This window comes from Pseudomonas sp. NPDC089392 (genome assembly GCF_044749595.1).
GTDB lineage: Bacteria > Pseudomonadota > Gammaproteobacteria > Pseudomonadales > Pseudomonadaceae > Aquipseudomonas.
Genome location: NZ_JBIVIF010000054.1, coordinates 24,371 through 39,538 on the forward strand (window position 1 = coordinate 24,371; position 15,168 = coordinate 39,538).

The 15,168-nt window shown below is 63.6% G+C and carries 15 protein-coding genes and 1 pseudogene; 8 read left to right on the forward strand and 8 right to left on the reverse strand.

Annotated features, from left to right (window positions below; genetic code table 11):
• Positions 1–5: 5 nt before the first annotated feature.
• Both tsaE and ACIP1G_RS28610 read right to left on the reverse strand, forming a co-directional pair.
• Entirely contained in the window at positions 6–479 is a 474-nt protein-coding gene (gene tsaE / locus ACIP1G_RS28605) for a tRNA (adenosine(37)-N6)-threonylcarbamoyltransferase complex ATPase subunit type 1 TsaE (protein ID WP_400743186.1), read from the reverse strand.
• Positions 467–1,327 carry an NAD(P)H-hydrate dehydratase gene (locus ACIP1G_RS28610; protein ID WP_400743189.1) on the reverse strand — a complete coding sequence of 287 codons (861 nt, stop codon included), beginning with the start codon at positions 1,325–1,327 and terminating at the stop codon, positions 467–469. Before ACIP1G_RS28610 ends, tsaE begins: the two co-directional genes overlap by 13 nt.
• Before the next feature lie 64 nt (positions 1,328–1,391).
• Between ACIP1G_RS28610 and queG the strand changes: the two genes are divergently transcribed.
• The gene (gene queG / locus ACIP1G_RS28615; RefSeq protein WP_400743192.1) at positions 1,392–2,456 is read left to right on the forward strand and encodes a tRNA epoxyqueuosine(34) reductase QueG; all 1,065 of its coding nucleotides are present in this window, start codon (positions 1,392–1,394) and stop codon (positions 2,454–2,456) included.
• A gap of 124 nt (positions 2,457–2,580) precedes the next feature.
• Here queG and ACIP1G_RS28620 read toward each other — a convergent pair whose 3' ends face one another.
• Positions 2,581–3,192 carry a trimeric intracellular cation channel family protein gene (locus tag ACIP1G_RS28620; protein WP_027920741.1) on the reverse strand — a complete coding sequence of 204 codons (612 nt, stop codon included), beginning with the start codon at positions 3,190–3,192 and terminating at the stop codon, positions 2,581–2,583.
• Positions 3,193–3,283: 91 nt separating this feature from the next.
• Positions 3,284–3,826, reverse strand: a complete 543-nt coding sequence (gene orn, locus ACIP1G_RS28625; protein WP_003258152.1) for an oligoribonuclease — start codon at positions 3,824–3,826, stop codon at positions 3,284–3,286.
• Between the two features lie 116 nt (positions 3,827–3,942).
• On the opposite strand from orn, the gene rsgA reads away from it, so the two are divergent.
• Positions 3,943–4,974, forward strand: coding sequence for a small ribosomal subunit biogenesis GTPase RsgA (rsgA, locus tag ACIP1G_RS28630; protein WP_400743196.1), 1,032 nt, complete (start codon positions 3,943–3,945; stop codon positions 4,972–4,974).
• A 117-nt stretch (positions 4,975–5,091) separates the two neighbouring features.
• On the forward strand, positions 5,092–5,571 hold the full coding sequence (locus ACIP1G_RS28635; RefSeq protein WP_400743199.1) for a molecular chaperone Tir: 480 nt from the start codon (positions 5,092–5,094) through the stop codon (positions 5,569–5,571).
• A gap of 148 nt (positions 5,572–5,719) precedes the next feature.
• Here ACIP1G_RS28635 and motB read toward each other — a convergent pair whose 3' ends face one another.
• Together motB and motA are read right to left on the reverse strand one after the other, a co-directional pair.
• Positions 5,720–6,748, reverse strand: coding sequence for a flagellar motor protein MotB (gene motB, locus ACIP1G_RS28640; RefSeq protein ID WP_400743202.1), 1,029 nt, complete (start codon positions 6,746–6,748; stop codon positions 5,720–5,722).
• Between the two features lie 3 nt (positions 6,749–6,751).
• Positions 6,752–7,603 (reverse strand): flagellar motor stator protein MotA, encoded by an 852-nt coding sequence (gene motA, locus ACIP1G_RS28645; RefSeq protein WP_003249507.1) that lies wholly within the window; start codon positions 7,601–7,603, stop codon positions 6,752–6,754.
• 130 nt (positions 7,604–7,733) lie between these two features.
• Between motA and ACIP1G_RS28650 the strand changes: the two genes are divergently transcribed.
• The 3 genes from ACIP1G_RS28650 to asd are packed head-to-tail and all read left to right on the forward strand — an operon-like array spanning position 7,734 to position 10,996.
• Positions 7,734–9,269, forward strand: coding sequence for an HDOD domain-containing protein (locus ACIP1G_RS28650; RefSeq protein ID WP_400743205.1), 1,536 nt, complete (start codon positions 7,734–7,736; stop codon positions 9,267–9,269).
• A gap of 44 nt (positions 9,270–9,313) precedes the next feature.
• On the forward strand, positions 9,314–10,123 hold the full coding sequence (locus ACIP1G_RS28655) for a rhodanese-like domain-containing protein (protein WP_400743208.1): 810 nt from the start codon (positions 9,314–9,316) through the stop codon (positions 10,121–10,123).
• A 9-nt stretch (positions 10,124–10,132) separates the two neighbouring features.
• A complete protein-coding gene (gene asd, locus ACIP1G_RS28660; RefSeq protein ID WP_400743211.1) occupies positions 10,133–10,996 on the forward strand; it encodes an archaetidylserine decarboxylase in 864 nt (287 codons plus the stop codon).
• A 52-nt stretch (positions 10,997–11,048) separates the two neighbouring features.
• On the opposite strand, the gene ACIP1G_RS28665 is transcribed toward asd, so the two are convergent.
• The gene (locus ACIP1G_RS28665; protein ID WP_400743214.1) at positions 11,049–11,450 is read right to left on the reverse strand and encodes a lectin OAA; all 402 of its coding nucleotides are present in this window, start codon (positions 11,448–11,450) and stop codon (positions 11,049–11,051) included.
• A 253-nt stretch (positions 11,451–11,703) separates the two neighbouring features.
• On the reverse strand, positions 11,704–12,918 hold the full coding sequence (gene serB, locus ACIP1G_RS28670) for a phosphoserine phosphatase SerB (protein WP_400743217.1): 1,215 nt from the start codon (positions 12,916–12,918) through the stop codon (positions 11,704–11,706).
• Positions 12,919–13,052: 134 nt separating this feature from the next.
• Here serB and ACIP1G_RS28675 point away from each other — a divergent pair, with 134 nt between their 5' ends.
• Entirely contained in the window at positions 13,053–14,510 is a 1,458-nt protein-coding gene (locus tag ACIP1G_RS28675; RefSeq protein WP_400743220.1) for a histidine kinase, read from the forward strand.
• A gap of 265 nt (positions 14,511–14,775) precedes the next feature.
• A pseudogene (locus ACIP1G_RS28680) lies at positions 14,776–15,168 on the forward strand (IS3 family transposase); the annotation flags it as partial.

Consider the following 15,168-nt stretch of genomic DNA (forward strand, 5'->3'; position numbering starts at 1 on the left):
CCCACTTACTGTTTATAGAGTTCCGCCAGTGCCACGCACCAGGCCTCGCCGCGAGCCCCCTGCGGCGAAAGGTTCAGCGAGCGTCCGCCCGCTTGGGGGCTTATGGTAATGGTCAGGTCGGGCTTTGGCAAAACGCCCGCACCGTTTTGTGGCCACTCGAACAGGCACAGCGGGTCGCCCTCGAAATAGTCACGAATGCCCATGAACTCAAGCTCCTCCGGATCGACCAGGCGATACAGGTCGAAGTGAAAAGCTCGGACATCGCCGATTTCGTAGGGTTCGACCACGGTAAAGGTCGGGCTTTTCACTGCACCAGTATGGCCCAGGCCTCGGATCAGGCCACGCGACAGGGTGGTTTTGCCCGCCCCCAGGTCGCCTTCCAGGAAAATCACGCCGCGACCGCCGGTCACTTCGGCCAGTTGTGCACCGAATTTGACCGTGGCGTCTTCATCGACCAGAAACAGGTTTAAGCCAGACACGCAGAATGCTCCTCCAACAACTCACGAATGACCGGCGCCAGATCGCTGGCCGCCAGGCCTCTACCATTTTTACCCAGGCGTTCGCCGGCACAGGCGTGCAGCCATGTACCCAGGCAAGCCGCGTTCCAGGCGTCCAGGCCTTGGGCCAACAGCGCCGCCAGGACGCCGGTCAGCACATCGCCCAGGCCCGCGCCGGCCATTGCCGGGTGGCCGCGTTCGCACAGCGCTAGCTGACCGGCCGGGTCCGCCACCAGGGTGCCAGCGCCCTTGAGCACGCAGACGCTGTTGTAACGCCGCGCCAGCTTGCGCGCGGCCCCAGGGCGGTCAGCCTGCACCGCCTCGGTGGAAATCCCCAGCAGCCGCGCCGCCTCCCCTGGGTGCGGGGTGAGGATGCTGCCGCTAGGCAGCGCCAGCGGAGTACCTGCCAGCAAATTCAGGGCATCGGCATCCCAAACCTGCGGCCGCTCGGCATTGGCTACCGCCGACAACAGGCTACGGCCCCACGCTGCCTGCCCCAGGCCGGGGCCGACCACCAGCACCGTAGCGCGCTCCAGCACGCCTATCAGCTGGTTGGCCGAACTGGCGCCAAGGCACATGACCTCGGGCAGGCGTGCCAAGCTCGCGCCAACGTGCTCGGGCCGGGTCGCCACGCTGACCAGCCCGGCGCCGCAGCGCAGTGCGGCTTCGGCGCTGAGCAGTACAGCGCCCCCGGTACCGAGGTCGCCACCGACCACCAGCACATGGCCGAAGTCACCTTTATGGGCATGCGCATGCCGCGCTGGCAGGTGCGCGACGGTCACGCTGCTGAGCAGTTGCAGGGCATTGCCGGGGTGTTTGGTCTGCGCCATGGGGTCAAAGGCTCCAATGTCTGGCAGAATTATACGCACCTGAGCCCGTATTGCCTGCCCATCCATGTCCGCCTCTATGCCTGACCTCGCCCAATTGGCCCAATCGATCAAGATTTGGGGCCAGGAACTCGGTTTTGCCCACGTTGGCATCGCCGGGGTCGACCTTGGCGAACACGAACACCACTTGCAACGCTGGCTCGACGCCGGCTACCAGGGCGAGATGGAGTACCTGGGCGCCCACGGCAGCAAACGGTCACACCCCGACCAGCTTATCCCCGGCACGGTGCGCGTGGTCTCGCTGCGTATGGACTACCTGCCCGGCGACACGCAGATGGCGCAGCGCCTGGCCCAGCCAGAAAAGGCCTACGTGTCGCGCTATGCCCTGGGCCGCGACTACCACAAGCTGGTGCGCAAGCGCGTGCAGTTCCTGGCCGACCGCATCCAGGAAGCCATCGGCCCGTTCGGTTACCGCGCCTTCGTCGACAGCGCCCCGGTGCTGGAAAAGGCCCTGGCCGAACAGGCCGGGCTAGGCTGGATCGGCAAGAACACCTTGCTGCTCAACCGCAAGGCCGGCAGTTACTTCTTCCTGGCCGAGCTGTTCGTCGACCTGCCACTGCCGGTGGACGAAGCCACCACCAGCGAACACTGCGGGCGTTGCCAGGCCTGCCTGGACATCTGCCCGACCCAGGCGTTTGTCGGGCCGTACGTGCTGGATGCGCGGCGCTGCATCTCGTACCTCACCATCGAGCTGCGTGGTCCCATTCCCGTGGAGCTGCGTTCAAAGATGGGCAACCGGGTGTTCGGTTGTGATGACTGCCAGATCGTCTGCCCGTGGAACCGCTTTGCCAAGCACAGCCAGGAGCAGGACTTCCAGCCACGGCACGGGCTGGAGAATGCCGAACTGGCAGAGATGTTCCTGTGGGATGAACGGACGTTCCTGCGCAAGACCGAAGGCGGGCCGTTGCGCCGGGCGGGGTATGAGCGCTGGCTGCGCAACCTGGCGGTGGGGTTGGGCAATGCGCCTTCGACGATACCGGTGATCGAGGCGCTGAAGGCGCGGCGCGAGGATGCGTCGGAGCTGGTGCGCGAGCATGTCGAGTGGGCGCTGGCCCAGCACGGCATTCAATAGCTACTCGGTCCACTGTGGGAGCGGGTTTACCCGCGAATAAGCCACCGCGGTGGATGGCACGGGCTGCGCCCGTGTTCGCGGGTGAACCCGCTCCCACAGGTGCTGTGTCGCGCCTGAGACTGCGTCATTGCTGGTCGTTGTAATGGAACTTGGGCATTTCCCAATGGAAGCGAATCGCCAACAACCGCACCAGGAACCCGCCAAACAAAGTCAGCAGCATCGCCTGCTCCGCCGGCAGCTTGAAATACACACAACCCAGGTAGAACCACGCCGCCGCAAACGACACGCTGGCGTACAGCTCGCGGCGGAACACCAGCGGGATGTCGTTACAGAAGATATCCCGCAAGATGCCGCCGAACACCCCGGTAATCACCCCGCTGATCGACGCCACCAGCATGCCCTGCCCCATTTCCAGCGCGGTCATGCAGCCAATCAGGGTAAAGGCCACCAGGCCCAGGGCATCGAGCACCAGGAACAGCGAGCGCAGGCGGCGCATCATCGGCGCGATGAAAATGGTCAGTAGCGCGGCAAGACTGGTCAACACCAGGTATTCCGGGTGCTTCACCCAGGTCAGCGGGTAATGCCCGAGCAACACGTCGCGCACCGAGCCGCCACCCAGGGCGGTGACGCAGGCAATCAGCACCACGCCAAACCAGTCCATGCCGCGACGCCCGGCAGACAACGCGCCAGTCATGGCTTCGGCGGTGATGGCAATGAGGTAGAGCATCAACAACATGGTGCGGGTCCGTGCGAGAAAGGCGCGCAGTCTAACCAGTTGCCCAAGGCACCAAAAGGGGGCGCCGATACAATATCTGCGCCATTTCGGCTCACACCTTGATGAAATGCTCGCGATAGTGGCGCAGCTCGGCGATTGATTCGCGGATGTCGTCCAGCGCCAGGTGGGTGTTGCCCTTCTTGAAGCTGTCGCGCACATCCGGTGCCCAGCGCGCGGCCAGTTCCTTCAGGGTCGAGACATCCAGGTTGCGGTAGTGGAAGTAGTTTTCCAGGTTGCGCATGTGGCGGTAGAGGAAGCGGCGGTCCTGGCAGATGCTGTTGCCGCAGATCGGCGACTTGCCTTTCGGCACCCACTGCTCAAGGAAGGCGATGGTTTGCGCCTCGGCCTCGGCCATGCCGACCTTGCTCTCGCGCACGCGCTGGGTCAGGCCCGAGGCACCGTGGGTGCGGGTGTTCCACTCGTCCATGCGCGCCAGCACTTCGTCACTGTGGTGAATGGCGATCACCGGCCCTTCGGCCAAGGTGTTCAGCTCACTGTCGGTGACGATGGTGGCCATCTCGATGATGACGTCACTGTCCGGATCCAGGCCGGTCATTTCCAGGTCGATCCAGATCAGGTTCTGTGGGTTTTGCATGCAGGAACTCCTCTTATAGGCCGTCATATTAGCCTAGGCTCTGCGTGAAAAGCCCGGCGTGCTAAACTGCCTGCCGTTTTCAATGCCCTACCCCGGGCCTTTCTCACGGTACCTTCATGGCCAAACGCCAGCTCAATCGCCGCCAGAACTGGCGGATCGAAAAAATCCAGGGTGAGCGCGCCGCTCGCGCCGCCAAACGCGAGCAGCACGCGCTGCAGGAACTGGAGGGTGGCGACCTGGGGCCGGAGCAACTGGGCCTGGTGATCGCGCACTTTGGCGTGCAGGTAGAAGTAGAAGCCCAGGACGGCGAAGCCGCAGGCCAGGTATTCCGCTGCCACTTGCGCGCCAACCTGCCAGCGCTGGTCACCGGCGACCGTGTGGTATGGCGTGCGGGCAACCAGGGCATTGGCGTGATTGTGGCGCAGATGCCGCGCAGCACCGAGCTGTGCCGGCCGAACAACCACGGCCAGTTGAAGCCGGTGGCGGCCAACGTCGACCTGATCGTGATCGTCTTCGCCCCCGCCCCCGAACCACACCCGAACCTGATCGACCGCTACCTGGTAGCAGCCGAACACGCCGGCCTGCGCCCGTTGCTGCTGCTGAACAAGGCCGACCTGGTCAACGACGAGAACGGCCCTGGCCTGCATGCGCTGCTGGAGGTCTACCGCGAACTGGGCTACCCGCTGCTGGAGGTATCGGCGCACCACGGTGACGGCATGCAACGCCTGCAGCAGCAACTCGACGGCCACATCAGCGTGTTCGTCGGCCAGTCGGGGGTGGGCAAGTCGTCGCTGGTCAACAGCCTGCTGCCAGACGCCGGCACCCGCGTCGGCGACCTGTCGGAATGGTCGGGCCAGGGCACCCACACCACCACCACCGCGCGTTTGTACCACTTCCCCAACGGCGGCGACCTGATCGACTCACCGGGTATCCGCGAGTTCGGCCTTGGTCATGTCAGCCGTGATGATGTGGAAGATGGCTTCATCGAGTTCCGCGACCTGTTCGGCACTTGCCGCTTCCGCGACTGCAAGCATGATCGCGAGCCTGGCTGCGCGCTGCTCAAGGCACTGGACGAGGGGCGTATCAAGCCACAGCGCATGAGCAGCTACCGCTCGATCATCGCCAGCCTGGCAGAAGACAGCTACTGATCGGGCTGTAGGAATTTTTACCGAGCCGCGTAGGACGGCTCTGGTTTTGCCGTCATCTATTGCCCACACCTCTACTTTCCCTGATGGTCATGGCTTCTATCAGGGAGGGTAACCGCCATGCCGGTTCTTATCAGCTACCGCCACGAAGCGCGGCTCGACGCCTTCATCCTCAACGAGCGCCTGCTGCTTGAGGGCATCCCCACCCAGGTGGTGCAGTTCGACTGCGACGGGCAGACCCATGACGACTTGTATGGCAGTTTTTGCCAGCAGATGAGCGATGCCACCCACTGGATCGGGGTGTTGCCTGCCGATACCCGCGAGGACTGGTGGACCGCCTGGCTGCTGGGCGCGGCTGCCATGGCCTGTCGACGGGTGAGCTTCTATCGCAAGGGATCAGGCAAGGTGCCGGAAGGCCTGAGCAAATGGCCGGCCATGCGCGAACGTGCGCATATCGACCTGTTTGTGCGGGCTTATCATGACGAACGCACATTTGCGCGGGCCATGACGCTGCCGCCGGGGCGTGGATCAAGCACAGACAGGGACAATGCAGACTTCTTTCATGCCGATCTCAAGGCCAAGATCAGGCGGGGGTTCTGAGGGAAACGCGGTCAATGTAGGAGCGGCCTTGTGTCGCGATCGGCCGCAAAGCGGCCCCAGGTTTTCAGCTACGCAGCACAGATTGCCGGGGCCGCCTTGCGGCCCGATCGCGACACAAGGCCGCTCCTACAGGGGCCCGCGCACGGGCTTACTGGTCCTTGGACTCATCCATCTTCAACGTACCATCCTCGAAGATGTTCAGCTTCTGGCGCAGCTCACGCGGCTGCATAGGTGCCTGGTCGGCCCCGGCAGCCGGTGCCGCAGCCCCCGGCGCAGCACCACTGGCCGGCGGTGCAGCTGACTCGGTGGCCGGTGCTTCTGGCGCACCCTGCTCACCCTCGATGTTGCGCTGGGCTTTCTTGGTCAGCACGATGATGTCGATGCGACGGTTGACCGGGTTGAAGGGGTCCTTGCGGTCGAACAACGACGACGAGGCATAACCCACCACCCGCGCCACCTGCCCGTCCGGGTAACCACCTGCCACCAGCGCACGCCGCGCGGCATTGGCACGGTTGGCCGACAGCTCCCAGTTGCCGAACTCGCCGCTACCGGCGTACGGCTTGGCATCGGTGTGGCCGCTGATGCTGATCTTGTTCGGCACCGCCTTGATGGTGTCCGCCATGGCCAGCAGGATGTCTTCGAAGTAGGGCTGCAGGCGCGCGCTGCCAATGTCGAACATCGGCCGGTTCTCGGCATCCATGATCTGGATACGCAGGCCGTCCTGGGTGATCTCGAACAGGATCTGGTCCTTGAACTTCTGCAGTTGCGGGTTCTCTTCCACCTTGTTCTGCAGTTCCTGCAGCAGCAACTCCAGGCGCTCGCGCTCGACCTGCTCGGCCATGGTCTCGACCTGGTCCTTGTTCAGCTGAGTGGGGGATGGCTGCGTCGGCTCGCTCTTCACTTCCGGATTGATGGTTTTTTCCGGCGCCATCTCAGGTGAACCACCCAAGTCGATCACATAAGGCGTGCCACTCTCGGAGAAACCGATCGGGTCCTGGAAGTAACCGGCAATGGCAATCTTTTGCTCAGGCGTGGCCGTGGACAACAGCCAAAGCACCAGGAAGAACGCCATCATCGCCGTGGCGAAGTCGGCAAAGGCGATTTTCCAGGCGCCACCATGGTGGCCGCCGCCATAGCGCTTGATGCGCTTGACGATGATGGGCTGATTGTTCTCCATGGCTCAGCGACCGCGAACCGCTTGTTCCAGTTCGGCGAAGCTTGGGCGGTGCTTGGGGTACAGCACCTTGCGCCCGAACTCGACCGCCAGCGAAGGTGGCATGCCCGACGCCGAGGCCACCAGCGAAGCCTTGATAGACTCGTACAGGTTCAGCTCTTCCTTGGCGTCGTGCTCCAGGCACTTGGCCAACGGGCCGAAGAAGCCGTAGGCCGCCAGGATACCGAAGAAGGTACCCACCAGCGCCGCACCCACGTGCATGCCGATGGCCGCCTGGTCGCCATCGCCCAGCGAGGCCATGGTCACCACGATACCCAGTACCGCCGCGACAATACCAAAGCCGGGCATGCCGTCAGCGATGCCCGTCACCGCATGGGACGGGTGCTCCAGCTCTTCCTTCATGCTCAGCAGCTCCATGTCGAACAGGCCCTCCAGCTCGTGGGGAGCCATGTTGCCGGTGGACATGATGCGCAGGTAGTCGCAAACGAAGGCCGTCATGCGCTCATCGGCCAGCACCGTCGGGTACTTGGCGAAGATCGGGCTGGCGGCAGCGTCCTCGATGTCGGCCTCGATGGCCATCATGCCTTCGCGACGGCTCTTGTTGAGGATCTCGTACACCAGCCCCAGCACCTCCAGGTAGAAGGCATGGCTGAAGCGCGAGCCGAACATCTTCATCGACTTCTTGATGACGTGCATGGTCATGTGGCCTGGGTTGGCCTGCAGGAATGCACCAAAGGCCGCACCGCCGATGATCAGTACTTCGAACGGCTGGATCAGCGCCGCGATCTTGCCGTGGGAGAGCACGTATCCGCCGAGCACGCTCGCGAATACGACGATGATGCCGATAATTTTAGCCATAGGTTCAAAGCACTTGCTGTCGTGGTCGGGGTAAGGGACGGGAGCTTTAAAACTCTTCTTCTACTTATCGGCAGATCTGCGCCAGACTATAGCCACTCAATGCGAAAAGCCAGTTCGGACTGATGTCAAAATGCCAATTGAAACCAAGGTGCCCGCTCAGGCTCCACGTACGCTAGAGGCCTGGGTAAAGCTGCTGGAGAGTGTTCGAATCCCCGTGCCGAAGCATAGCTACGACCGGGTCATGGCCGCCATCCACGATAGCCGCCGCTCGCTGCGCGATATCGCCGAACTGATGCAAGACAGCCCGGCTTTGGTGCTTTCGGTGATGCGCGAAGCCAATCACCCCACCAATGCCAGCCAGGCCGAACCCGCCGAAAGCCTGGAAGTCGCCCTCAACCGCCTGGGCCTGGAGCGCACCGAGCAGTTGCTCAAGCGCCTGCCCTCCGTGCCCCTTGAAGAAATCCCGCCGGTACTGTGCCAGTTCCAGCTGATCAGCCAGCATGCCTCGCAGCAAGCCAGTGGCCTGTTCGCCAGCCGCCTGGCGCGTTTGTGGCAGGAAATTCACTGGGGCAGCCTGCTGTTCCTGTCGCCACTCTGGCCGCTGGCGCTGGCCTACCCCAAGCTGCTCGACACCTGGGAGCTGCGGGTTATCCACAAGGGTGAAGATGCCACCCTCATAGAAGAAGAGCTGTTTGGCGTGCGCATCATGGCGCTGTGCCAGACCATGGCCGAGTACTGGCGCCTGCCGCAATGGGTGACCCAGGGCTACCGCCTGCTGCTGGAAGAGCGCGAACAACTGGCCCAGGTGCTCAACATTGCCCGCGACCCGGACCTGCTTAGCCAGCAACACCGGCTTGACGACGAGCCAGGCCTGCGCCGCTGGTTCAACCAGCCGGCCAATACCGTACTGCTGGCCAACAACCTGGCCCTGGCGGCCCAGGTGGGCTGGGACAACCCGCACCTGCTGCGCTGGCAGCTGTTGACCGCCCTGTACTTGCAGACATCCCTGGAAGATGTGCAGCAGCAAGTGCACCAGCAGGCCGCAGCCAGCGCCCGCCGCCACGCCCGGCATGCCCTGTTCCACCCGGCCGAAGCGCTTATCTGGCCATGGCACCAGCGCCGTCCGCACCCGGACATGCTGGCGCCACCACCGCCCAGCAGCGACGAACTGGCACGCTGGCGCAAGCTGTGCCAGGACCTGCTGGCCCAACCCAGCCCCTTCACCAACACCGTGCACCTGGCCACCCAGGCCCGCGAAGCCCTGTTGGCCTGCGGCATGCAGCGCATCATGCTGCTGAGCCTGGACAAAGCCAGCGACTACTTGCGGGTGCAGCAGGTCGCCGGCCTGCCCAAAGAGTCCGCTGCCTTGGCCCTGCAGGTATCGCAAAACAAGCTGCTGCAGAAACTGCTGTCGCAAGCCGGCCAATTGCGTATCACCCCAGAAAACCATTCACAGTTCCAGGCCCTGCTACCCAGCCCTCTGCGCGTACTGTTCCGCAGCGAGCACGTACTGCTGCGTTCGCTGGCGGTTAACGACCAGGTGCTGATGCTGATGGTGGCCGACCAGGGCTGCCGACCGTTGGCCGATATCAGCGTGCAAGCGTTCGGCAAGACTGCGCAATGCATCGAGCGGGCGCTGTCGGTGTTTGCCACCCGCAAGGCCTGAGCCTTGCGCTACAATCGCCCCTCTTTCCACACTGGAGACCGTGGATGACTGACTTTTCCGGCCTGCCCCTGGTGATCGAAGCCGCCGAGCTGCTGCCGCGTCTGGATTCGCCACAGCTGATCCTGGTCGACCTGAGCAGCGCCAACCGCTATGTCAGCGGTCATATCCCCGGCGCACGCTTTGTCGAAGGCAAGCGTACCCAGCTTGGCCAGCCACCCGCGCCCGGCCTGTTGCCAGCCCTAGGCGAGCTGGAAAAACTGTTCAGCGAACTCGGCCACCGCGACGATGCCGTGTACGTGGTGTATGACGATGAAGGCGGCGGCTGGGCCGGGCGCTTCATCTGGCTGCTCGATGTGATCGGCCACAAGCGCTACCACTACCTCAATGGCGGGATCCAGGCCTGGCCGGCAGACAAGCTCTCCACCGAAGTGCCCGCCAATGGCAGCGCCCCGGTGCACCTGACCATCGACAGCGCACCCACCGCCACCCGCGAGTACCTGCAAAGCCGCCTGGGCGCCGATGACCTGGTCATCTGGGACGCCCGCGGCCCGCAGGAATTCAACGGCGAGAAAGTGCTGGCAGCCAAGGGCGGTCACATCCCCGGCGCAGTCAACTTCGAGTGGACTGCCGGCATGGACCTCAATGACCACCTGCGCATCCGCCAGGATATCGCCGAAGTCCTGCAGAACCTGGGGATCACCCCTGACAAGGAAGTGATCACCCACTGCCAGACCCATCGTCGCTCCGGTTTCACTTATCTGGTGGCCAAGGCCCTCGGCTACCCACGCGTCAAGGCCTATGCCGGCTCGTGGAGCGAATGGGGCAACCACCCGGACACGCCTGTAGAAGTCTAAGGAACCTGCATGAAATCCCGTTTGTTCATCATCAGCCAGTACCTGCTGCCGCACCACCTGCTGTCGCGGATGGCCGGCTGCATTGCCGAGTGCCGCGCGCGCTGGTTCAAGAACGCCTTCACCGCCTGGTTCGCCAAGCGCTACCAGGTCAACATGAGCGAAGCCCTGGTCGAAGACCTGAGCGCCTACGAGCACTTCAATGCCTTCTTCACCCGCGCCCTGAAGCCCGGTGCCCGCCCGCTGGACGAAACCCCAGGCGCCATCCTGTGCCCGGCCGACGGTGCCGTCAGCCAGCTCGGCCCGATCGAGCACGGCCGCATCTTCCAGGCCAAGGGCCATGGTTTCAGCGCGCAGGAACTGCTGGGCGGGGACCCGGCCATGGCCGCACCGTTCATGGGCGGCGAATTCGCCACCATCTACCTGTCGCCCAAGGACTACCACCGCGTGCACATGCCGCTGGCCGGTACCCTGCGTGAAATGGTGTACGTGCCGGGCCGCCTGTTCTCGGTCAACCAGACCACTGCAGAGAACGTTCCCGAGCTGTTCGCCCGTAACGAGCGTGTGGTCTGCCTGTTCGACACCGAGCGCGGGCCGATGGCCGTGGTGCTGGTGGGGGCAATGATCGTGGCCTCGATCGAGACCGTATGGGCCGGGCTGGTCACGCCACCCAAGCGTGAGCTGAAGACCTTCCGTTACGACGAAGCCAGCCGCGCACCGATCCACCTGGAAAAGGGCGCCGAGCTGGGCCGCTTCAAGCTGGGTTCGACCGCCATCGTGCTGTTTGGGCCAGAGCAGGTGAAGTGGGCTGAAAGCCTGGGTGCGGGTTCCGCTGTGCGCATGGGCCAATTGCTGGCAGAGCCGCAGCAGGGCTGACCTGTCAACATCCCCCGGCCCGGGCCGGGGGATGCCTTAGCCAGCAGTGCAATCAGCCGAGAAGGCTGCGGAAGCCGATGGGGCCCTCATCGTTGTAGGTGTTGGTGCCACTGAGGGTCAGGCCGCCGTCCGCGGACTTGACGCTCAAGGCGATCACATTCTGGTTGTCCCGCCCGCCGATCACCCACTCGCCGCCCGGGTGCCACGGGGCGCTGCTACCACCCCACTGGTTCTGCACCTGATAGCGGTTCTGTGCGATGCGCTTGCCCTGAAAGCCGATCGGTCCTTCGCCGGCATAGGTCATGACGCCTTGCAGTGTCTGGCCACCATCATTCGACTTGACCTCGACCGACACCACCTTCTGGTTGTCCCGCCCGCCCAGTACCCAGATTCCGCCCGGGTGCCAAGGTGCCGAGTTACCGCCCCACTGATTCTCCACTGCGTAATTGGACATGAACTTCTTCTCCTTGAAGTTGATGGCCACGAGGACTCCCCCCGGGCCAGTACGGTCGATGGGTGAGCCGTACGGGTCCAAGCCTAGATGGTCTGGCGCAGCGTATTTAGAACAGTTTGCGATCAGCGTAGTAGCGGAGATTTTGGGGCCCCTGCGGGGCCCATCGCGACACAAGGCCGCTCCCACAGGGAATCGCATACGCTTGTGGGAGATTCTGTCTTGCTCAGTTTCTAGAAGTCGGCGCGATCCTGGATCAGCCACGCGCGTCGCGGTCGCGCAGGCCCAGCAGGTACAGCACCCCATCCAGCCCCAAGGTAGAAATTGCCTGCTTGGCCGACTGGCGCACCAGCGGCTTGGCGCGGAACGCCACGCCCAGGCCGGCCAGCGACAGCATCGGCAGGTCGTTGGCACCGTCACCCACGGCGATGGTTTGCTCCAGCTGCAAGCCTTCTTCGCTGGCCAGCTTCTGCAACAGTTCGGCCTTGCGCTGGGCGTCGACGATAGGCTCCACGGCCACGCCGGTCACCTTGCCGTCGACCACTTCCAGCTCGTTGGCGAACACATAGTCGATACCCAGGCGCGCCTGCACCTGGCGGGCAAAGTAAGTAAAGCCGCCAGACAGGATCGCAGTCTTGTAACCCAGGCGCTTCAGCTCGGCGAACAGGTTCTCGGCACCCTCGGTCAGGCGCAGCGAGGCACCGATCTCGTCCAGCACGCCGACATCCAGGCCCTTGAGCAGCGCCATGCGCTCTTTGAAACTGGCGCGGAAGTCCAGCTCGCCACGCATGGCCCGCTCGGTGATCGCCGCTACCTGCTCACCCACACCGGCAGCCTTGGCCAGTTCGTCGATGACTTCGGCCTCGATCAGCGTCGAGTCCATGTCGAACACCGCCAGGCGGCGGTTGCGGCGGAACAGGTCGTCCTTCTGGAAGGCGATGTCGATGTTCAATTCTTCGGCCAAGGCGAAGAAGTCGGCACGCAGGGCCTGGGCATCGCTCGGCATGCCGCGCACGGAGATCTCGATGGCGGCCTTGCCTTTGTCGGCTTCGGCATCCAGCGCCACACGGGCAGACAGGCGCTCGATGCGCTCGATAGTCAGGCCGTACTGGCTGATGACCGCACTCACCCGCTGCAGTTGCTCGGGGGTGATCTTGCGGCTGAGCAAGGTAACGATGTGGCGCGCCTCACCCTGGCCATCGGCCCAGTGCTGGTAATCCGCCTCGGAAATAGGCGTGTAGCGGGCCTGCAGGTTCAGTTCGTGGGCCTTGGCCTGCACGCTTTGCAGCAGCGCGGTAGCCACTTCGTTGTCCGGGATATCGACCAGGATGCCGAACGACAAGGTGCCGTGCATGACCGCCAGGCCGATGTCGAGGATGCTCACTCCGCCCTGCAGCAGGACGCCGGTAATAGCCGCAGTGAGACCGGGACGGTCTTCACCGGTGATGTTGATCAGGACGATTTCGCGCACAACCTGGCTCCGGCTTCGATGAAAAATGCGCATTCTACCGACTTTCCGTGACCATCGGGCGCCAACGATACTTTGCCGACAAAACCCGGCTCGCTATACTCCCCCCACTTTCTTGCCATTAAGAGCCGAGCTCAGTGAACCGGCCCACGCCCGTCAAACCAGACAACTTCTTCCTGATGATCTATCGTGCCCTGAGTCAACGTCGCGTGCCGCTGGCACTGCGCATCGCCTGCACCAACATCTTCCTGGTGGCGCTGGCGCTGGTGATCTATGCCTGCGTGATGGGCCTGCAGTTCAAGCAAGCCATGCACGAACAGGCCGACGCCTTGGGTCAGAGCCTGACCACCCAGACCGCCACCTCGGCGACCGAGCTGCTGGTGTCCAACGACATCCTCAGCCTCAACGTGCTGCTGGGCAACCTGGTGAAAAACCCACTGGTGGCCCATGCGGCGATCTACAGCGTGGACAACCGCATCCTCGCCGAAGCTGGCCAGCGCCCGCGCAACAGCCTGCTGGGCGAGGCCGAGGGCCTGTACCAGACCAAGATCACCTTCCAGGACGTGACCGCCGGGCAGCTGCGCATCAGCCTGGACATGAGCCAGTTCCAGCAGCCGATGCTGATCAGCCTGCAGAGCATGGGCATTCTTGCCGCCATCCTGCTGGCCCTGGCCTTGGCCCTCAGCTTGCGCCAGGGCCGCTACATCACCCTGCCGCTGCTGCAGCTGCGGGTATGGCTGCGCGACCCGCAGTACTACACCCCGGCCACCGACCGCCAGGACGAGATCGGCGACATTGCCCGCCAGCTGCATGCGCGCCTGGCCCCGCCGCCGCCACCTGAGCCAGAGCCGGAGGAAGAGGACGACGAGCAGTTCGACGACCTGCACGCGGCCGCCCCGGCACCCAAGGCTGCGCCACGTGCCAAGGTTGCCGCCGTGGAAGACGAGGATGACGATGAAGCCTTCGCCGGCCTGCTGGACGACGACACGGCGCCCAAAGCCGCCGTGGTCGAGTCCGACGAGCCGCAGTACAGTGCTGTACTTGCCGTACAACTGGGCTCGCAGGAGCAGCTGCGCCGCCTGCCGCGCACACGCCTGACCGAGCTGACCGAGCGCTACCGCGATTGCCTGGAGCATGCGGCCTCGCTCTACGACGGTGAAACCCACACGCTCAACGACGGCAGCACCCTGGTGCTGTTCCACAGCCGCGAGTGTGGCGAGGACTACCTGACCAACGCCATTTGCTGCGGCGAGCTGTTGCGCGCCCTGGGCCATGCCCTGCAGATCGAAGTGGCCGACAGCGGCATCACTCTGCAGCTGCAGCTGGGCCTGGCGTTGGGCGACGACCTGCAAGGGCTGGAGATGGTGGACCTGCTGATGGCCGAAAAAGCCCAGGATGCCCTGGCGCTGTCGCAGCACAGCCGCAACCTGTTGCTGGTCGAGCGGCAGATCAGCGATGACGCGCTGATTCGTCAGCGTGCGCGTATTCGTCCGATTGCCAGCCCGGAAGGTGCTTGCTGTGTGGAGCGCTTGATGGAGCCTTACCCGTCGATGCTGGAACGGCAGTTGGCGCGGATGCACGAGCGCCGGGCCTGACAGACCTGCACTGGCCCCCCTGTAGGAGCGGCCTTGCGTCGCGATGGGCTGCGCAGCAGCCCCAGGGTTCAGCGCTGCTGCATATATTTTTGGGGCTGCTGCGCAGCCCATCGCGACACAAGGCCGCTCCTACAGGGACCGCGCCAAGTTTCAGACTGGTTTAATGCAGATATGAAAAAGCCCGCAACGATGCGGGCTTTTTTTGTGGCTGTGTCCCGTCCTGAATAAGGTTTACACCTCCCATCCCGAATTTCCGGAGAGTCAGATGGAGCAAGGTGTAAAACGCACACAGCGTGATTACTCACTGTCTTTTAAATTGGCGGTGGTTGATCAGATTGAAAAAGGCGAACTGACCTACAAGCAGGCCCAGGTGCGGTACGGCATCCAGGGTCGGTCGACAGTTCTGGTATGGTTGCGTAAGCACGGTCGGCAGGATTGGAGCCAGGGGGCCTCGATCCGCGACGAGAGGAGCTGCGCAATGTCTGACCCCAAAACGCTGACTCCAGAGCAGCGGATCAAAGAGCTTGAGCAGCAGCTTGAGCTGATGAGCCAGAAGGCCCAGTTCTTTGAGACAGTCGTCGATGTTCTGAAAAATGACTATGGTGTCTCGGTCGTAAAAAAGCGATCCGGCAAGTCCTCTCGCAAGGTCAAGTCGCAG